A 17,059-nucleotide genomic window follows, 5' to 3' on the forward strand; every position below is an offset into this window, starting at 1 on the left:
CCCACCACCGGAGGGGTGCGGGGCGAGTAAGTCCGGCACCCGTTTCGGTGTGGACGGCGAGAGATCGCCGCCCAGGCCGAGGGGTGCGGGGCGAGAACCTCTCGTCGGCCGGTTCCGGGAGGAACCGGCTTCCCCAAGCCCGAATAAAAAGACGCAAGTCAAGTCAGAATCTCTAAGGAGAGAGCAGTGGCCAAGGCCAAGTTCGAGCGGACCAAGCCGCACGTAAACATCGGCACCATTGGGCACATCGACCACGGCAAGACCACTCTGACCGCGGCGATCACCAAGGTACTCCACGACCGTTTCCCGAACCTCAACGAGGCGACCGCGTTCGACAAGATCGACAAGGCGCCCGAGGAGAAGGCTCGTGGTATCACGATCTCCATCGCGCACGTCGAGTACCAGACCGAGAAGCGCCACTATGCCCACGTGGACTGCCCCGGTCACGCCGACTACGTGAAGAACATGATCACCGGTGCGGCTCAGATGGACGGCGCGATCCTCGTGGTCGCCGCCACCGACGGTCCGATGCCGCAGACGAAGGAGCACGTCCTCCTGGCCCGCCAGGTCGGCGTCCCCTACATCGTGGTTGCCCTTAACAAGGCCGACATGGTGGACGACGAGGAGATCCTGGAGCTCGTCGAGCTCGAGGTCCGTGAGCTTCTCTCGGCTCAGGAGTTCCCCGGCGACGACCTGCCCGTGGTTCGCGTCTCGGCGCTGAAGGCGCTCGAGGGCGACAAGGAGTGGGGCGACTCCATCATCGCGCTCATGGACGCTGTGGACGAGAGTGTCCCCCAGCCGACCCGTGAGACCGAGAAGCCGTTCCTCATGCCGATCGAGGACGTCTTCTCGATCACCGGCCGCGGCACCGTCGTGACCGGTCGTATCGAGCGTGGCATCGTCAAGGTCAACGAGACTGTCGACATCATCGGCATCAAGGAGACCAAGACCACCACCACGGTCACCGGTGTCGAGATGTTCCGCAAGCTGCTCGACGAGGGCCAGGCGGGCGACAACGTCGGTCTGCTCCTCCGCGGCATCAAGCGTGAGGACGTCGAGCGCGGCCAGTGCATCATCAAGCCGGGCACGACCACCCCGCACACCGAGTTCGAGGCTCAGGTCTACATCCTGTCGAAGGACGAGGGTGGCCGCCACACGCCGTTCTTCAACAACTACCGTCCTCAGTTCTACTTCCGTACGACTGACGTGACCGGTGTTGTGACTCTGCCCGAGGGCACCGAGATGGTCATGCCCGGTGACAACACCGAGATGAACGTCGCCCTCATCCAGCCCATCGCGATGGAGGACGGACTCAAGTTCGCCATCCGCGAGGGTGGCCGCACCGTTGGTGCGGGTCGCGTTACCAAGATTCTCAAGTAAGACGATCGCGGAGTGGCGGTCGGCCCTCATCGCAGGGCCGGCCGCCGCACCACAAGGGGGTTCGTGCCGTAAGGCACGCACCTTCACAAAGTCCCACGAACCGTGATCTCGCAGTTGGTTCGGCCGCACGATGACCGAAGTAACTGCCAGATCACGGAAGAAAGCGCAGATCAACAGCGTCTGCTACGTGGGGTTTGGCAATGAACGGCGGCAACAGGCCGCATGTAACTTTTTCAGACGACAGCGAAGGACACCGAGGCCATTATGGCGGGACAGAAGATCCGCATTCGGCTCAAGGCCTATGACCACGAGGTCATCGACGTCTCGGCCAAGAAGATCGTCGAGACGGTGACAAGGACTGGCGCCAAGGTCGCAGGCCCGGTGCCGCTGCCGACCGAGAAGAACGTGTATTGCGTCATCCGCTCGCCGCACAAGTACAAGGACAGCCGCGAGCACTTTGAGATGCGCACGCACAAGCGGCTCATTGACATCATCGATCCCACGCCGAAGACGGTCGACTCGCTTATGCGACTCGACCTCCCCGCCGGCGTCGACATCTCGATCAAGCTCTGAGGGAACGCACTGACATGGCTAAGCAGATCAAGGGCGTCCTGGGCAAGAAGCTCGGCATGACCCAGGTCTTCGACGCAGACAACCGGATGGTCCCGGTGACCGTCGTCGAAGCAGGTCCGTGCGTCGTGACCCGCGTCCGCACCCCCGAGAAGGACGGCTATTCCGCCGTGCAGCTCGGCTTCGGGCAGGTCGACCCGCGGAAGGTCAACAAGCCGCTCGGCGACTACCTGCGCAAGCACGACATCACCCCGCGCCGGTATTTCACGGAGATTCGCACCGACGACGCCGGCAACTACACGCTCGGCCAGGAGCTTCTGGCCGACACCTTCGAAGCCGGCCAGTTCGTCGACGTGACGGGCAAGAGCAAGGGCAAGGGCTTCGCCGGCGTCATGAAGCGTCACGGGTTCAAGGGCCTGGGCGCTTCGCACGGCACGCAGCGCAAGCACCGTTCGCCGGGTTCCATCGGCGGCTGCTCCACTCCGGGCCGGGTCTTCAAGGGCGTACGGATGGCAGGTCGGATGGGTAACGTCCGCACCACCATCCAGAGCCTGAAGGTCCACGCCGTGGACGTCGAGAAGGGTCTCATCCTGATCAAGGGTGCTATCCCCGGCGCCAACGGCAGCCTGGTTCTCGTCCGTACCGCTGCCAAGAAGGGGGCTGCCAAGTGAGCACCATTGACGTCCTCGACGTGAGCGGGACGAAGACCGGCACCGTTGACCTTCCCGAAGACATCTTCGGCGCGAAGGTCAATGTTCCGCTGATTCACCAGGTTGTCGTGGCGCAGCTCGCCGCTCGCCGGCAGGGCACCCACAAGGTCAAGACTCGTGGCGAGGTCCGCGGCGGTGGCAAGAAGCCGTACCGCCAGAAGGGCACCGGTCGCGCCCGTCAGGGTTCGACTCGCGCCCCGCAGTTCGCAGGCGGTGGCATCGTCCACGGCCCGCAGCCGCGTGACTACAGCCAGAAGACTCCCAAGAAGATGAAGGCCGCCGCTCTGCGTGGCGCCCTCTCGGACAGGGCGACCGGGGGCCGCGTTCACGTGGTCAGCGGTCTGGTCGCGGGGGAGACCCCGAAGACCAAGGCGGCTCTCGAGTCGCTGCGCAAGATCACGCAGACTCGTAGCGTCCTGGTCGTTGTTGACGAGGGCGATGAGCTCACCTGGCTGAGCCTGCGCAATGCTCCCGAGGTCCACTTGCTGGATGCCGGGCAGCTGAACACGTACGACGTGCTCTGCTACGACGACGTCGTTTTCACTCAGGAGGCGTACGACCAGGTCGTCACGCGTCTGAGCAAGAGCGGGAAGGAAGACGCCTGATGGAGAAGATCGCCGACCCGCGCGACATCATCATCAAGCCGGTTGTCTCCGAGAAGAGCTACGGCCTGATCGACGAGCACAACAAGTACACGTTCCTGGTGCGGAAGACGGCCAACAAGACGCAGGTCAAGATCGCAGTTGAGAAGATCTTCGGCGTCAAGGTGGCCAGCGTCAACACCATCAACCGCCAGGGCAAGCGCAAGCGGACCAAGTTCGGTCACGGTCAGCGCCCCAGCACCAAGCGAGCAATCGTGAGCCTGGTCGAGGGAGACCGGATTGACATCTTCGGCCAGATCGGCTGACCCGCTCGCTCAGTAAGTACAGGGAGAGCGCCCCTTGCCGGTAGGCAAGGGGCATTCGACCAGATTAACCGACGAAGGATGAACGAATAAGATGGGCATCCGTAAACTCAAGCCGACGACCCCGGGTCGCCGCGGCGCCAGCGTCTCGGACTTTGCCGAGATCACGCGCAGCACGCCCGAGAAGTCGCTGCTTGCTCCCCTTCACAGCAAGGGTGGCCGTAACGTCCACGGCCGAGTCACCACGCGTCACCAGGGTGGCGGTCACAAGCGCGCCTACCGGATCATTGATTTCCGGCGCCACGACAAGGACGGGATTCCGGCCAAGGTCGCTCACATCGAGTACGACCCGAACCGTACCTCCCGTATCGCGCTGCTGCACTTTGCCGACGGGGAGAAGCGCTACATTCTCTGCCCGACCGGCCTCAAGCAGGGCGACAAGATTGAAAACGGCCCCACGGCCGACATCAAGCCGGGCAACTGCCTGCCGCTGCGCAACATCCCGACCGGTACTTTCATCCACGCGGTGGAGCTCCGTCCGGGCGGTGGCGCCAAGCTGGGCCGGTCCGCCGGTGCGCAGATCCAGCTCCTCGCCAAGGAAGGCCAGTACGCCACGCTGCGTATGCCCTCCGGCGAGATGCGCCAGGTCGACGTTCGCTGCCGGGCCTCCATTGGCCAGGTCGGCAACGCCGAGCAGGGCAACATCAACTGGGGCAAGGCCGGCCGTATGCGGTGGAAGGGCAAGCGCCCCACCGTCCGCGGTGTCGCGATGAACCCGGTCGACCACCCGCATGGTGGTGGTGAGGGTAAGACCTCCGGCGGTCGTCACCCGGTTAACCCGAAGGGCAAGCCCGAGGGTCGTACTCGTGCGGCGAACAAGGCCAGCGACCGGCTGATCATCCGTCGTCGGACCAAGCGGAAGAAGCGGTAGGAGCAGCCAAAATGCCACGTAGCCTTAAGAAGGGTCCCTTCGTGGACGACCACCTTCAGAAGAAGGTAGACGTCCAGAACGAGAAGGGCACCAAAAACGTCATCAAGACGTGGTCGCGGCGCTCCATGATCGTGCCCGACATGCTCGGTCACACGATCGCCGTTCACGATGGTCGCAAGCACGTCCCGGTGTTCGTCACCGAAGCGATGATCGGCCACAAGCTGGGCGAGTTCGCGCCGACGCGGACGTTCCGCAGCCACGTCAAGGAAGACCGCCGCAGCCGGCGGTAAGCGCCTGTCGAAGAAGGTAAGAGGAGTAAGCGATGGAAGCCAGGGCTCAGGTGCGATTTGCGCGCCACACGCCCATGAAGGCCCGCCGTGTGGTGGACCTCATTCGCGGGCTGCCCGCTTCGGAGGCGCAGGCCGTGCTGCAGTTCGCTCCCCAGTCGGCGAGCGAGACCGTGTACAAGGTGCTGTCCAGCGCCATTGCCAACGCGGAGCACAACTTCAAGCTCGACCGCGGCACGCTCTTCGTGAGCCGTGCCTGGGTCGATGAAGGCCCGACGCTGAAGCGGTTCCGTCCCCGCGCACAGGGTCGTGCCTATCGGATCAACAAGCGGACCAGCCACATCACCGTGATCGTGGAGTCCCGCGAGCCGAAGGGGAGGACCCGCTAGTGGGTCAGAAGGTTAACCCGCACGGGTTCCGCCTCGGCATCACGACCGACTTCAAGAGCCGGTGGTATGCCGACAAGCTCTACAAGTCGTACGTTGCCGAGGATGTGGCGATCCGTCGCATGCTCAAAAAGGGCATGGAGCGGGCCGGCATCTCCAAGGTGGAGATCGAGCGGACCACCGACCGGGTACAGGTCGACATTCACACCGCCCGTCCGGGCATCGTCATCGGCCGCCGCGGCGCCGAGGCGGACCGGATCCGCGGTGACCTCGAGAAGCTGACCAAGAAGCAGGTCCAGCTGAACATCCTCGAGGTCAAGAACCCCGAGATCGACGCTCAGCTCGTCGCTCAGGGTGTGGCCGAGCAGCTGTCCAGCCGTGTCTCGTTCCGTCGAGCCATGCGTAAGGCGATGCAGTCGGCCATGAAGAGCGGCGCCAAGGGCATCCGGGTGCAGTGCTCCGGTCGTCTGGGCGGCGCTGAGATGTCTCGTTCGGAGTTCTACCGCGAGGGCCGCGTGCCCCTGCACACGCTCCGTGCGGACATCGACTACGGCCTCTACGAGGCCCGTACCACCTTCGGCCGTATCGGCGTGAAGGTGTGGATCTACAAGGGTGAGGCTCCGACCAGCCGCGCCGAGCGTGAGGCGGCTGCCGCCGGCGCTCGTGCGGGCCAGCGCCGTGACCGTGACGACCGTCGCGGCCCCGGTGCGGGTGGCGGCGCCGGCGGCGGCGGTGACCGTCCCCGTCGTGGTGGCGGCCCCGGTGCCGGTGGCGCCCGTCGTGGTGGCGGCGCAGGCGGTGGCCGTGGCGACCGTGCACCCAGGACTGAGGCGGCCTCGCAGGCTGCCCCCGAGACCGGCCCGGCTGCGCAGCCGGGTGCTGAAGGGAGCTGACCATGCTGATCCCGCGCAGGGTCAAGCACCGCAAGCAGCACCGGCCCGACCGTCACGGAGCCGCCAAGGGCGGCACCAGGGTCGTGTTCGGCGAGTTCGGCATTCAGGCGCTTGAGCACTCCTATGTGACCAACCGTCAGATCGAGTCGGCTCGTATTGCCATGACCCGCCACATCAAGCGTGGCGGCAAGGTCTGGATCAACATCTACCCGGACCGTCCCCTCACCAAGAAGCCCGCCGAGACCCGCATGGGTTCCGGTAAGGGTTCACCTGAGTGGTGGATCGCCAACGTCAAGCCCGGTCGCGTCATGTTCGAGCTGTCGGGTGTCGCTGAGCCGGTGGCTCGCGAGGCCCTGCGTCGTGCGATGCACAAGCTCCCCATGAAGTGCCGGTTCGTTAAGCGTGAAGTAGGTGAGGCGTGATGGCTAAGGGCCTGACCGCCGGTGAGCTGCGGGTGGAAGACCAGGACACTCTGGTCAAGAAGCTGAAGGAAGCCAAGGAGGAGCTGTTCAACCTCCGCTTCCAGGCTGCGACCGGCCAGTTGGAGAGCCACGGGCGGCTGCGTGCCGTTCGCCGCGAGATCGCCCGTATCTACACCGTGATGCGCGAGCGGGAGCTCGGCATTGTAACGGTTGAGAAGGAGTCGATCGATGGCTGAGACCGAGACCACTGAGGCAACGACCGAGGCGCGGAATTACCGCAAGACCCGTGAGGGTCTGGTCGTCAGTGACAAGATGGACAAGACTGTCGTGGTCGCTGTTGAGGACCGCGTCAAGCACCCCCTGTACGGCAAGGTCATCCGTAGGACGACCAAGTACAAGGCGCACGACGAGGCCAACGCCTGTGGCGTTGGTGACCGGGTTCTCCTGATGGAGACCAGGCCGCTGTCCGCCAGCAAGCGCTGGCGCGTCATCGAGATCCTCGAGAAGGCCAAGTAAGCAACGCGCCTCGTGGGGGTGGCCCAGCCACCCCCACGGCGGTGTCCAAGGGGGCGAAGTAATCTTCGCCTCGCCTGCGACGGCGGTTGGTTCAGCTGACGTCGGAGGAAAAAGACCCCATCGGTTCCGCAAGGCTCACCCACCGGGTGAGAACCAGCGAGACAAACAGGAGTACAAGTGATCCAGCAGGAGTCGCGACTCAAGGTCGCCGACAACACTGGTGCAAAGGAAGTTCTTTGCATCCGTGTGCTCGGTGGCTCGGGTCGGCGCTACGCGGGAATTGGCGACATCATCGTCGCCACAGTCAAGGACGCCATCCCTGGCGGCACCGTGAAGAAGGGCGACGTCGTCAAGGCTGTCATCGTCCGCACTGTCAAGGAGCGCCGCCGGCCCGACGGCTCCTACATCCGCTTCGACGAGAACGCCGCCGTCATCATCAAGGACAGCGGTGACCCTCGTGGCACGCGTATCTTCGGTCCCGTCGGGCGTGAGCTGCGTGAGAAGAAGTTCATGCGCATCATCTCGCTCGCGCCGGAGGTGTTGTAAATGCCGAAGCTTCATGTGAAAAAGGGTGACCTCGTACTGGTCATCGCCGGTAAGGACAAGGGTGCCAAGGGCCGTGTGATCGCCGCCCACCCGCGCGAGGACCGCGTGGTGGTCGAAGGCGTCAACATGGTCAAGAAGCACTCCAAGGAGACCAACGAGGGCCCGCGCGGCGCCAAGACCGGCGGCGTGCAGACCATGGAGGCTCCCATCCACGTGAGCAACGTCAAGAAGCTCAAGGATGAAGAGAAGCCTGCCAAGGACGAGAAGCCTGCCAAGAAGGAGTCGGCCAAGGCCGCTTCTGACAAGTCGGGTGAGGACAACTGATGACCGCGAACACTGAAGAGCGGACCCTTCCGCGGCTCAAGCAGCGCTATCGCGAGGAAATCATCGCGAAGCTGAATGAGCAGTTCGGGTTCGAGAACATCATGCTGGTGCCCACGATCACCAAGATCAAGGTGAACATGGGTGTCGGCGAGGCCGCGCGCGACTCGAAGCTCATCGACGGCGCCGTCCGCGACCTCACCGTGATCACCGGTCAGAAGCCGGCGGTCGTCCGAGCCCGCAAGTCCATCGCCCAGTTCAAGCTGCGCGAGGGCATGCCGATCGGTGCGCACGTCACGCTGCGCGGCGACCGCATGTGGGAGTTCCTGGACCGGCTGCTCTCACTGGCGCTGCCGCGTATCCGTGACTTCCGCGGCCTGTCGCCCAAGCAGTTCGACGGCAACGGGAACTACACCTTCGGTCTCACCGAGCAGGTCATGTTCCACGAGATCGACCAGGACAAGGTCGATCGCCAGCGTGGTATGGACATCACGGTCGTGACCACCGCTAAGACCGACGACCAGGGCCGGGCGCTGCTGAAGCTCCTCGGCTTTCCGTTCAAGGAGGCCTGATCATGGCGAAGACATCGCTCAAGGTCAAGGCTGCTCGCAAGCCCAAGTTCGAGGTCCGGGGTTACACTCGGTGCTCGCGCTGTGGGCGCCCCCGCGCGGTTTACAAGAAGTTCGGCCTGTGCCGTATCTGCTTCCGCGAGATGGCGCACCGAGGCGAGCTGCCTGGTATCACCAAGTCGAGCTGGTAGCAGTCCGCGCGGAGAGATCCGCACGGCGCCGCCACCCCGTACCTAGAAGTCGTATTCACCGGACGCTGTTTCAAGCGCCCATGACCGCACCGTAGGTCCCTTGTGGAAACCGCGGTGAGGAAGGCCACCGGCCATGACGATGACTGACCCGATCGCAGACATGTTGACCCGTCTGCGAAACGCGAACTCGGCTTACCACGACACCGTGGCGATGCCGTACTCGAAGATCAAGGCGCATATCGCCGAGATCCTCCAGCAGGAGGGTTACATCCAGACCTGGACCGTCGAAGACGCCAAGGTCGGAAAGAACCTCGTGGTGGAGCTCAAGTTCGGGCCGACCCGTGAGCGATCGCTCTCGGGCCTGCGCCGGGTTTCCAAGCCCGGCCTGCGGGTCTATGCAAAGAAAGACAACCTGCCTCGAGTCCTGGGTGGACTGGGCGTCGCGATCATCTCGACGTCCGGTGGCCTCATGACGGACAAGCAGGCCGGCAAGCGTGGAGTGGGCGGGGAAGTCCTCGCCTTCGTTTGGTAGAGGGGAGAAATCACAGCATGTCGAGAATCGGACGGCTGCCCATCCCTGTACCGAACGGCGTGGACGTCGCCATCGACGGCCGGGACGTCACGGTCAAGGGCCCCAAGGGCACACTTTCTCACACGATCGCTGAGCCGATCGAGATCGCCAAGGGCGATGACGGCACTCTTGCCGTCACGCGCCCCAACGATGAAAACAAGGTTCGTGCGCTGCACGGCCTGTCCCGCACGCTGGTCGCCAACATGGTGCTCGGTGTGACTCAGGGCTACTCCAAGACCCTCGAAATCGTGGGTGTCGGTTACCGCGTTCAGGCCAAGAGCCCGACTCAGCTCGAGTTCGCTCTGGGCTTCAGTCACCCGGTGATCATTGACGCTCCCGAGGGTGTCTCCTTCCGCGTCGAAAGGCCGACGCTGTTCCACGTGGACGGCATCGACAAGCAGAAGGTCGGCGAGATCGCCGCAAACATCCGCAAGTTGCGCAAGCCTGACCCGTACAAGGGCAAGGGCGTGCGTTACCAGGGTGAAGTTATCCGCCGCAAGGTCGGAAAGGCTGGTAAGTAGGCATGGCTGGCAAGACTGCGTTCGGCAAGCACACGGCCGCCCGCGCCGTCTCGCGGGCCCGCCGCCACGGCCGAGTCCGCAAGAAGGTTGTTGGCACGGCCACGCGTCCGCGTTTGGTCGTCAACCGCTCCACGAGGCACCTCTTCGTCCAGATCGTCGACGACGCCCAGGGCCACACGCTGGTGAGCGCTTCCACCATGGACGCCTCCCTTCGTACGGCAGAGGGTGCCAAGACGGACAAGGCGAAGCAGGTCGGCGAGCTTCTCGCTCAGCGGGCCAAGGCAGCCGGGATCACCGCGGTGGTGTTCGACCGCGGTGGAAACCGCTACGCGGGCCGCATCGCGGCCCTCGCGGACAGCGCCCGCGAAGGCGGGCTGGAGTTCTGATGACTCCCTCCCGTGGATCGCAACCGATGGCCCGTTTTACGAGTGAGAAGAGGAACCACTAATGGCTGGAGCACCGCGTCGCGGTGGCGCCGCCGGTGGCGAGCGGCGTGACGGTCGTCGTGACGACCGTCGCGGTGGCAACGCTGACAAGGGCGTTTCGTACATCGAGCGCGTCGTAAAGATCAACCGAGTGGCCAAGGTCGTGAAGGGCGGTCGTCGCTTCAGCTTCACCGCCCTCGTCATCGTCGGTGACGGCAACGGCATGGTCGGCGTCGGCTACGGCAAGGCCAAGGAAGTGCCCGCGGCGATCGCCAAGGGTGTCGAAGAGGCCAAGAAGAGTTTCTTCAAGGTCCCTCGCATCCAGGGCACCATCCCGCACATCGTGCAGGGTGAAAGGGCCGCCGGGGTCGTGTTCCTCCGTCCGGCCTCTCCCGGTACCGGCGTTATCGCCGGTGGCCCGGTGCGCGCCGTACTGGAGTGCGCCGGCATTCACGACGTGCTGTCCAAGTCGCTCGGCTCGGACAACCCGATCAACATCGTGCACGCGACGGTGGCCGCTCTGAAGGGCCTCAGCCGCCCCGAGGAGATCGCGGCCCGTCGTGGCCTGCCGATCGAGGACGTCGCTCCCAAGCGCATGCTCAGGGCTCGCGCCGAGGGCATCGCAGAGGCCGCGGCGGCTAGGGCGGTGAGCTAGCCGATGGCACGCCTGAAGATTACCCAGGTCCGCTCGAAGATCGGCGGCAAGCAGAACCAGCGTGACTCGCTGCGTTCGCTCGGTCTGAAGCGAATCGGCGATGTCGTCGTCAAGGAGGACCGCCCGGAGATCCGTGGCATGGTCACCGTGGTGACGCACCTTGTCACCGTGGAAGAGGTCGACTAGACATGGCAGAAAACACTCCGCTCCGTATCCACCACCTGCGTCCGGCTCCGGGCTCCAACAAGTCGAAGGTCCGTAAGGGCCGCGGCGAGGCGTCCAAGGGCAAGACCTCAGGTCGTGGCACCAAGGGCACGAGGGCCAGAAACAAGGTCCCCCTCGGCTTCGAGGGTGGTCAGGTTCCGCTTCAGCGGCGTCTGCCCAAGTTCAAGGGCTTCTCCAACGCCCTGTTCAAGACGACCTACCAGGTCGTCAACCTGGACAGGCTCGGCGAGCTGTTCCCCGAGGGTGGGGACGTCAACGTCGAGACGCTCGTCGCCAACGGTGCCGTCCGGAAGAACCAGCTTGTCAAGGTTCTGGGAACCGGCGACATCTCCGTTGCGTTGAACGTGCAGGCACACGCCTTCTCCAAGAGTGCCAAGGAGAAGATCGCTGCTGCCGGGGGCTCCGTCTCCGAGCTGTAGGTATCACGACGCGGCGCGGAGGCTCATAATGGGCCTCCGCGCCCGTAGTGCGTTAGAGTTCGCTGGACAGTGGGCCTCGACTCATTTCCTTGGGTTCGCTGACTTGAGATGGCAAAGATGGATTACCCCCGCACCATCGCTGACCGACCTCGCCTTTTAGGCGCGCAGGAGGGACCGTGCTGACCGCGTTTACCCGAGCGTTCCGTACGCCGGACCTGCGTAAGAAGTTGCTCTTCACCTTGGGCATCATCGCGCTGTTCCGACTTGGGTCGGTTTTTCCGACCCCGGGTGTACATACCGAGAACATCAGCCGCTGTCTCACTCAGGCGCAGGCCGGAACCAGCGGCAACATTTATGGAATGGTGCAGCTGTTCAGCGGCGGCGCCCTGCTGAAACTTTCAGTGTTCGCGCTCGGCATCATGCCGTACATCACCGCGAGCATCATTCTTCAGCTGCTGGTCGTGGTCATCCCGCGTCTGGAGGCCCTCAAGAAGGAGGGCCAGGCCGGTCAGACCAAGATCACACAGTACACGCGTTACCTTACGGTCGGCCTGGCGATTCTCCAGTCGACCGCCTTCATCGCCCTGGCACGCAGCGGGCAGCTGTTCCCACAGTGTCGTGAAGACATTCTTCTCGACAAGGACAACGTCTTCTCCATCACGGTGATGGTGCTGACGATGACCGCCGGAACCGCCGTCATCATGTGGCTGGGCGAGCTGCTCACCGACCGTGGTGTCGGTAACGGCATGTCCATCCTGATCTTCACCCAGGTCATCGCGGTCTTCCCGTCCGAACTGGTGACGATCGCCCAGACCAAGGGTCTTTTCGTCTTCGCCGTGGTCATGGTGACCGGTATCGCGATGATCGCCTTGGTGGTCATGGTCGAGCAGGCCCAGCGACGGGTTCCGGTGCAGTACGCCAAGCGGATGGTCGGACGCCGGATGTACGGCGGTACCTCGACCTACATCCCGCTGAAGGTGAACCAGGCCGGCATCATCCCGGTCATCTTCGCCTCCTCGTTGCTGTACCTTCCGCAGCTGGTCACGTCGCTCTTCAGCAACGCCCAGGAAGCGCCGAATCCGATCGTCCAGTGGATCTCACAGGAGTTCGGCGGCGGCGGCACCACTCCGACGTACATGATCACGTTCTTCCTGTTGATCGTCTTCTTCACTTACTTCTACGTGTCCATTACCTTCAACCCCGTTGAAGTCGCTGACAACATGAAGAAGTACGGTGGGTTCATCCCGGGTATCCGCCCGGGCCGGCCGACGGCTGAGTACTTGAACTTCGTGCTCACGCGACTCACCGCTCCTGGCGCGCTGTATCTGGGCCTGATCTCCATGGTGCCGATCGTCGCGTTGGCGCTCGTCGGTGCGAGTCAGAACTTCCCGTTCGGAGGGACGAGCATTCTGATCATGGTTGGTGTCGGCCTTGACACCGTGAAGCAGATCGAGAGCCAGCTGCAGCAGCGCAACTACGAAGGCTTCCTGAAATAGTGCGTCTCGTCCTGGTCGGGCCCCCCGGAGCGGGTAAGGGGACACAAGCCCAGTTCGTCGCATCGAACCTGTCCATCCCGAAGATCTCGACAGGTGACATCTTCCGCGCCAATGTCTCGGGTGGCACGGAGCTCGGCAAGCTTGCCAAGGAATACATGGACCGCGGCGACCTCGTACCCGACGAGGTCACCATCGCGATGGTCCGTGACCGCCTCTCGGAGAGCGACGCGCAGGACGGTTTCCTGCTCGACGGCTTCCCCAGGAACGTGCCCCAGGCCGAGATCCTGAAGAAGATGCTCGCTGAGTTCGGGGTCGGTCTGGACCTCGTCTTGGAGCTCGTGGTCGACGACGAGGAGGTCGTCCGCCGGCTGGCAGGTCGTCGCACCTGCAGTCAGTGCGGTCGTATCTGGCATGTCGATTTCGACGACAAGAAGGACGACGTCTGCGACGCCTGCAACGGACGGCTTTACCAGCGGGACGACGACAAGGAGCAGACCGTTCGGCATCGGCTGGAGGTCTACCAGGAGCAGACCGCCCCGCTGGTGTCCTTCTACGCCGACGAGGGCATCCTGGTCGGCGTGGATGCGACTGGTCCGGTGGAAGAGGTCACCCAGCGTGCGATGGAGGCTCTGAGCCCGTTCGCCGATTAGAAATATTCGTCCGGTACGCCATCCATGGGTTCCCATGGGTGGCGTGCTGTCGTTTAGGGCAGAATCGGGGGAATTGAGCTCTCCGATCGCCCGTTGAACCACCCCAGGGGGTGTGCACGTGTTCAAAAAGAACAAGCATGGGATCCAGATAAAAACGCCTGAACAACTGGAGAAGATGCGGGCGGCGGGCCTGGTGGTCGGCCGGACCCTGCAGTTGCTCCGGGAGAGCGTCCGGCCCGGCATGACGCCGCTGGACCTCGACGGGATCGCGGAGAAGGCGATCAGGGACGAAGGCGCGATCCCCTCCTTCAAGGGGTACCAGGGCTTTCCGGCGACGATCTGCGCGTCGGTGAACCACGAGGTCGTCCACGGGATCCCGGGTGACCGGCGGGCCCTGCAGGAGGGCGACATCATCTCCATCGACTGCGGCGCCATCCTGGACGGCTGGCATGGCGACGCGGCCGTCACGGTCCCGATCGGTGAGGTCGACCCCAAGCTGACCGAGCTGATGCGGGTCACCGAGGAGGCCATGTGGCGCGGCATCGCCGTGCTCACCGTGGGCCGCCACCTGTCCGACATCGGCCATGCGGTGGAGAAGTACGTCCGTTCCCAGGGTCGCTACGGCATCCCGCAGGAGTACGGCGGGCACGGCATCGGCACCGAGATGCACATGGACCCTTGGGTCGCCAACCACGGCAAGCCGGGCCGCGGGCCGCGCTTCGAGCCGGGCATGTGCTTCGCCGTCGAGCCGATGGTGAATCTCGGTACGGACAGGACCAAGGTGCTGGCCGACGACTGGACCGTCATCACCGTCGACGGCAAGTCCTCGGCGCACTTCGAGCACAGCGTCGCGGTGACAGATGACGGCCCTCTGGTGCTGACCGCCCTTGACGGCGGAGCGGAGCGGCTTGCCGACCTCGCGAAAGATCCCGAACAGGTAATCTGACAAATCTGGTAGCACTGTCCAGCGGTGAGCGGATGTGTGGTTGACGATGGCGGCTGGTCCGAACACCCGGGCCTCGGACGGAGATCGCGACAAGGTCGCCTCGGTCCTGCGGGAGCACTATGCGCAGGGCCGGCTCACCGTCGAGGAGTTCGACGAGCGGCTGGAGCAGCTCTACACGAGCAGGACGTACGGCGAACTCGCCACGCTCACCTCCGACCTGCCCGACGTTGACCTGCAAGGGCTGTCCAACGCCTCTTCCCGCCTCTCAGAGCGAGGTGGGCGCCCCGGCGGGGTTCAGGCGAGCCACGGAGCCCTGAGGTCCATATGGGCCGTCTGGGCGGTCGCGAGCGGCGTCAACTGGATGGTCTGGTTCATCGTCGGCGCGACCGACGGTTTCGACTTCCCCTATCCGTGGCCGCTGTGGGTGATGGGTCCGTGGGGAGTGATGTTGCTCCTCACCACTGTTGTGACGGGCCGCGGCAGGGATCGCAACCCGTAATAATGCACGCTGGGCGTTGAGTGCGTATTCCTCCGCAGAGCGGCCTGTTGTTTCTTCCTAACGTGAGCGGTGTCCGAACGGCCGGACCCTTCACAGGAGGAAAAAATGAGCAAGGTACGTACCCTTCTCGCCGGAACGGCGCTGGCGGGCGCCCTCGCCGCCGGCATGGCGGCGGCCCCCGCGGCCATGGCCTCGACCCCCACTGCCGCTACTGCCGCCACGGTCGCCGCTCAGCAGGCCCAGAGCTCGTCCAAGCACTTCTTCGGCCCGTACTACTCCGGATTTGGCCGCGGTGAGAACTTCGGACACCGCTCCTCCTTCAAGGGGTACTACACGAAGGACGGCAGCGGCCGCTACTGGTTCTACGGGGACCTGGTCGACCGTGACCGCGACCGCCAGTACAGCTACGTGTGGTTCAGGTGGCACGACCGGTCCGGCTTCCACGCCAAGGTCTTCAAGACCCGCGGAAACCAGCACTTCGACAGGTTCGGCGGCTTCCGCAAGAGCAACGGCTTCAACGACTTCGACATCCGGGTCTGCGAGGGCACCAACAGCTCCGACGACTGCGGCCGCTGGGGCGACGCCTTCTAGGAGAGGATCGCGGCTTTCGGAGAATGCCGATCGATATTCCCCGGCGGGAAAAGCATGATCAGGGAATCGTGATCAAGACAGGTCGATCAAGGAAGTCCCCCGGCGCCAGGTCGCCGGGGGACTTCCTTGCGTCAGGTCCGGGACGTCGCGACTGGGGGCCGGTGGCCCGGCCACTGGCTTCGACCAGGTGAGATGTGCTTACAATGAGGGCACGATTATTCATGCGTCGTGCCGCGTTGCGTGTCCTGCCTTGGATCTGCGGTATCCTGAGTAGCGGTTGTGTCAAGGTACCGGCCGTGTGTTTCGCATTTCCTCGCCCGGTGCCGTACACTCCCTCTTCGGTTCACTATGACCATTGCGCGTCGGCGGTTTCGCAACCGCCGCTCTCAACGAAGCGCTGGGTCGCGGCTGCTTAGTGTTCCGAAGCCTCAGACGACCGATCAGTGAAACGCGAGGGACATGGCCAAGAAAGACGGCGCCATCGAGATCGAGGGCACTGTGGTTGAGTCGCTCCCGAACGCGATGTTCCGGGTGCAGCTCGACAACGGCCATAAGGTCCTGGCCCATATCAGCGGGCGGATGCGGATGCACTACATCCGTATCCTTCCTGACGACAGGGTTGTCGTCGAACTGAGCCCCTACGACCTCAGTCGTGGGCGGATCGTCTACCGATACAAGTAAGCGTCTGAGGGACGAATAAGACTATGAAGGTCAAGCCGAGCGTCAAGAAGATGTGCGACAAGTGCAAGGTGATTCGCCGGCACGGTCGCGTCATGGTGATCTGCGAGAACCTGCGCCACAAGCAGCGTCAGGGTTAGTCGCAGTAACAGGCCTTGCAGGAGTCCGCTCTCCGTAGCGGACTCAACCCATGTAGGGCCGTCAAAGTAATCGCGTTTCACACTTGCGTCGGCGGCTTCGGCCGTACCCCGCAGGAGACCCCCGGTCGGAGGCCGGGGCCCTCACCCCGGGCATGGGGAGGGGAAGTGAGGCGCAGGACCTCCGCCATAAAGAAGGAGAATGCCCGACCATGGCTCGCCTGGTTGGCGTCGACCTCCCCCGCGACAAGCGGCTGGAGATCGCTCTCACCTACATTTTCGGAATCGGTCGCACGCGCGCCCTGGAGACCCTCGAGGCCACCGGCGTGAACGGTGACCTTCGGGTTCACCAGCTCACGGACGAAGAGCTCGTGCCGCTGCGTGACTACATCGAGGCGAACTACAAGATCGAGGGTGACCTCCGTCGCGAAGTTCAGGCCGACATTCGTCGCAAGATCGAGATTCAGTGTTACCAGGGCATTCGGCACCGCCGTGGCCTTCCCGTGCATGGTCAGCGTACGCAGACCAACGCACGCACCCGTAAGGGCAAGAAGAAGACCGTGGCCGGCAAGAAGAAGCCCGGTAAGAAGTAGTCCGCGTAGCCGCAGGACCGAATACCT

Annotated in this window: 30 protein-coding genes; all 30 read left to right on the forward strand. The window is 64.0% G+C overall.

Translation table 11 applies throughout. The features are described 5' to 3' along the window. The first annotated feature begins 186 nt into the window (after nucleotides 1-186). Nucleotides 187-1,380 carry an elongation factor Tu gene (gene tuf / locus DKM19_RS03595; RefSeq protein WP_089210185.1) on the forward strand — a complete coding sequence of 398 codons (1,194 nt, stop codon included), beginning with the start codon at nucleotides 187-189 and terminating at the stop codon, nucleotides 1,378-1,380. Nucleotides 1,381-1,644: 264 nt separating this feature from the next. Then, nucleotides 1,645-1,953: a 30S ribosomal protein S10 gene (rpsJ, locus tag DKM19_RS03600; RefSeq protein ID WP_030912931.1), complete on the forward strand. Its 309-nt coding sequence runs from the start codon at nucleotides 1,645-1,647 to the stop codon at nucleotides 1,951-1,953. A 14-nt stretch (nucleotides 1,954-1,967) separates the two neighbouring features. Then, nucleotides 1,968-2,621, forward strand: coding sequence for a 50S ribosomal protein L3 (rplC, locus tag DKM19_RS03605; protein WP_089210184.1), 654 nt, complete (start codon nucleotides 1,968-1,970; stop codon nucleotides 2,619-2,621). Further along, the gene (gene rplD / locus DKM19_RS03610) at nucleotides 2,618-3,265 is read left to right on the forward strand and encodes a 50S ribosomal protein L4 (protein ID WP_110694479.1); all 648 of its coding nucleotides are present in this window, start codon (nucleotides 2,618-2,620) and stop codon (nucleotides 3,263-3,265) included. Before rplC ends, rplD begins: the two co-directional genes overlap by 4 nt. Continuing rightward, nucleotides 3,265-3,567, forward strand: coding sequence for a 50S ribosomal protein L23 (gene rplW, locus DKM19_RS03615; RefSeq protein ID WP_089210182.1), 303 nt, complete (start codon nucleotides 3,265-3,267; stop codon nucleotides 3,565-3,567). Before rplD ends, rplW begins: the two co-directional genes overlap by 1 nt. A gap of 91 nt (nucleotides 3,568-3,658) precedes the next feature. Then, nucleotides 3,659-4,495: a 50S ribosomal protein L2 gene (rplB, locus tag DKM19_RS03620; RefSeq protein WP_089210181.1), complete on the forward strand. Its 837-nt coding sequence runs from the start codon at nucleotides 3,659-3,661 to the stop codon at nucleotides 4,493-4,495. Nucleotides 4,496-4,506: 11 nt separating this feature from the next. Further along, nucleotides 4,507-4,785, forward strand: coding sequence for a 30S ribosomal protein S19 (rpsS, locus tag DKM19_RS03625; protein WP_089210180.1), 279 nt, complete (start codon nucleotides 4,507-4,509; stop codon nucleotides 4,783-4,785). 32 nt (nucleotides 4,786-4,817) lie between these two features. Further along, nucleotides 4,818-5,171 carry a 50S ribosomal protein L22 gene (rplV, locus tag DKM19_RS03630; RefSeq protein WP_089210179.1) on the forward strand — a complete coding sequence of 118 codons (354 nt, stop codon included), beginning with the start codon at nucleotides 4,818-4,820 and terminating at the stop codon, nucleotides 5,169-5,171. Further along, the gene (gene rpsC, locus DKM19_RS03635) at nucleotides 5,171-6,061 is read left to right on the forward strand and encodes a 30S ribosomal protein S3 (protein WP_110694480.1); all 891 of its coding nucleotides are present in this window, start codon (nucleotides 5,171-5,173) and stop codon (nucleotides 6,059-6,061) included. Before rplV ends, rpsC begins: the two co-directional genes overlap by 1 nt. A 2-nt stretch (nucleotides 6,062-6,063) precedes the next feature. Further along, entirely contained in the window at nucleotides 6,064-6,483 is a 420-nt protein-coding gene (gene rplP, locus DKM19_RS03640) for a 50S ribosomal protein L16 (protein ID WP_012887838.1), read from the forward strand. After that, nucleotides 6,483-6,719: a 50S ribosomal protein L29 gene (gene rpmC / locus DKM19_RS03645; RefSeq protein ID WP_089210232.1), complete on the forward strand. Its 237-nt coding sequence runs from the start codon at nucleotides 6,483-6,485 to the stop codon at nucleotides 6,717-6,719. Before rplP ends, rpmC begins: the two co-directional genes overlap by 1 nt. Further along, nucleotides 6,712-6,999 carry a 30S ribosomal protein S17 gene (rpsQ, locus tag DKM19_RS03650; protein ID WP_089210177.1) on the forward strand — a complete coding sequence of 96 codons (288 nt, stop codon included), beginning with the start codon at nucleotides 6,712-6,714 and terminating at the stop codon, nucleotides 6,997-6,999. Before rpmC ends, rpsQ begins: the two co-directional genes overlap by 8 nt. A 177-nt stretch (nucleotides 7,000-7,176) precedes the next feature. Next, nucleotides 7,177-7,545, forward strand: coding sequence for a 50S ribosomal protein L14 (rplN, locus tag DKM19_RS03655; protein WP_089210176.1), 369 nt, complete (start codon nucleotides 7,177-7,179; stop codon nucleotides 7,543-7,545). Next, nucleotides 7,546-7,869: a 50S ribosomal protein L24 gene (gene rplX / locus DKM19_RS03660; protein ID WP_110694481.1), complete on the forward strand. Its 324-nt coding sequence runs from the start codon at nucleotides 7,546-7,548 to the stop codon at nucleotides 7,867-7,869. It abuts the gene before it with no gap. Then, the gene (gene rplE / locus DKM19_RS03665) at nucleotides 7,869-8,438 is read left to right on the forward strand and encodes a 50S ribosomal protein L5 (protein ID WP_089210174.1); all 570 of its coding nucleotides are present in this window, start codon (nucleotides 7,869-7,871) and stop codon (nucleotides 8,436-8,438) included. The genes rplX and rplE overlap by 1 nt, the downstream gene beginning before the upstream one ends. A 2-nt stretch (nucleotides 8,439-8,440) precedes the next feature. Continuing rightward, the gene (locus DKM19_RS03670) at nucleotides 8,441-8,626 is read left to right on the forward strand and encodes a type Z 30S ribosomal protein S14 (protein WP_089210173.1); all 186 of its coding nucleotides are present in this window, start codon (nucleotides 8,441-8,443) and stop codon (nucleotides 8,624-8,626) included. A 133-nt stretch (nucleotides 8,627-8,759) separates the two neighbouring features. Further along, nucleotides 8,760-9,158: a 30S ribosomal protein S8 gene (gene rpsH / locus DKM19_RS03675; RefSeq protein WP_089210172.1), complete on the forward strand. Its 399-nt coding sequence runs from the start codon at nucleotides 8,760-8,762 to the stop codon at nucleotides 9,156-9,158. A gap of 17 nt (nucleotides 9,159-9,175) precedes the next feature. Further along, nucleotides 9,176-9,718, forward strand: coding sequence for a 50S ribosomal protein L6 (gene rplF / locus DKM19_RS03680; protein ID WP_089210171.1), 543 nt, complete (start codon nucleotides 9,176-9,178; stop codon nucleotides 9,716-9,718). A gap of 2 nt (nucleotides 9,719-9,720) precedes the next feature. Then, the gene (rplR, locus tag DKM19_RS03685; RefSeq protein ID WP_089210170.1) at nucleotides 9,721-10,104 is read left to right on the forward strand and encodes a 50S ribosomal protein L18; all 384 of its coding nucleotides are present in this window, start codon (nucleotides 9,721-9,723) and stop codon (nucleotides 10,102-10,104) included. Between the two features lie 61 nt (nucleotides 10,105-10,165). Then, complete coding sequence (gene rpsE / locus DKM19_RS03690; RefSeq protein WP_089210169.1) at nucleotides 10,166-10,798, forward strand: 30S ribosomal protein S5; 633 nt, start codon at nucleotides 10,166-10,168, stop codon at nucleotides 10,796-10,798. A gap of 3 nt (nucleotides 10,799-10,801) precedes the next feature. Next, a complete protein-coding gene (rpmD, locus tag DKM19_RS03695) occupies nucleotides 10,802-10,984 on the forward strand; it encodes a 50S ribosomal protein L30 (protein WP_012887849.1) in 183 nt (60 codons plus the stop codon). 2 nt (nucleotides 10,985-10,986) lie between these two features. Further along, on the forward strand, nucleotides 10,987-11,442 hold the full coding sequence (rplO, locus tag DKM19_RS03700; protein WP_110694482.1) for a 50S ribosomal protein L15: 456 nt from the start codon (nucleotides 10,987-10,989) through the stop codon (nucleotides 11,440-11,442). A gap of 176 nt (nucleotides 11,443-11,618) precedes the next feature. After that, a complete protein-coding gene (secY, locus tag DKM19_RS03705) occupies nucleotides 11,619-12,938 on the forward strand; it encodes a preprotein translocase subunit SecY (RefSeq protein WP_089210167.1) in 1,320 nt (439 codons plus the stop codon). After that, nucleotides 12,938-13,588 carry an adenylate kinase gene (locus DKM19_RS03710; protein ID WP_089210166.1) on the forward strand — a complete coding sequence of 217 codons (651 nt, stop codon included), beginning with the start codon at nucleotides 12,938-12,940 and terminating at the stop codon, nucleotides 13,586-13,588. Before secY ends, DKM19_RS03710 begins: the two co-directional genes overlap by 1 nt. Nucleotides 13,589-13,706: 118 nt before the next feature. Further along, a complete protein-coding gene (gene map, locus DKM19_RS03715; RefSeq protein WP_110705461.1) occupies nucleotides 13,707-14,534 on the forward strand; it encodes a type I methionyl aminopeptidase in 828 nt (275 codons plus the stop codon). A 46-nt stretch (nucleotides 14,535-14,580) separates the two neighbouring features. Beyond that, nucleotides 14,581-15,033: a DUF1707 domain-containing protein gene (locus tag DKM19_RS03720; RefSeq protein ID WP_110705462.1), complete on the forward strand. Its 453-nt coding sequence runs from the start codon at nucleotides 14,581-14,583 to the stop codon at nucleotides 15,031-15,033. Nucleotides 15,034-15,138: 105 nt separating this feature from the next. Beyond that, nucleotides 15,139-15,624 (forward strand): hypothetical protein, encoded by a 486-nt coding sequence (locus DKM19_RS03725; RefSeq protein WP_110694483.1) that lies wholly within the window; start codon nucleotides 15,139-15,141, stop codon nucleotides 15,622-15,624. 459 nt (nucleotides 15,625-16,083) lie between these two features. Further along, entirely contained in the window at nucleotides 16,084-16,305 is a 222-nt protein-coding gene (gene infA / locus DKM19_RS03730) for a translation initiation factor IF-1 (RefSeq protein WP_012887858.1), read from the forward strand. 23 nt (nucleotides 16,306-16,328) lie between these two features. Beyond that, nucleotides 16,329-16,442, forward strand: a complete 114-nt coding sequence (gene rpmJ, locus DKM19_RS03735) for a 50S ribosomal protein L36 (RefSeq protein WP_089210163.1) — start codon at nucleotides 16,329-16,331, stop codon at nucleotides 16,440-16,442. 209 nt (nucleotides 16,443-16,651) lie between these two features. Next, entirely contained in the window at nucleotides 16,652-17,032 is a 381-nt protein-coding gene (gene rpsM, locus DKM19_RS03740) for a 30S ribosomal protein S13 (RefSeq protein ID WP_089210162.1), read from the forward strand. Nucleotides 17,033-17,059: the final 27 nt, after the last annotated feature.

The organism is Streptosporangium sp. 'caverna' (assembly GCF_003203775.1).
GTDB lineage: Bacteria > Actinomycetota > Actinomycetes > Streptosporangiales > Streptosporangiaceae > Streptosporangium > Streptosporangium subroseum.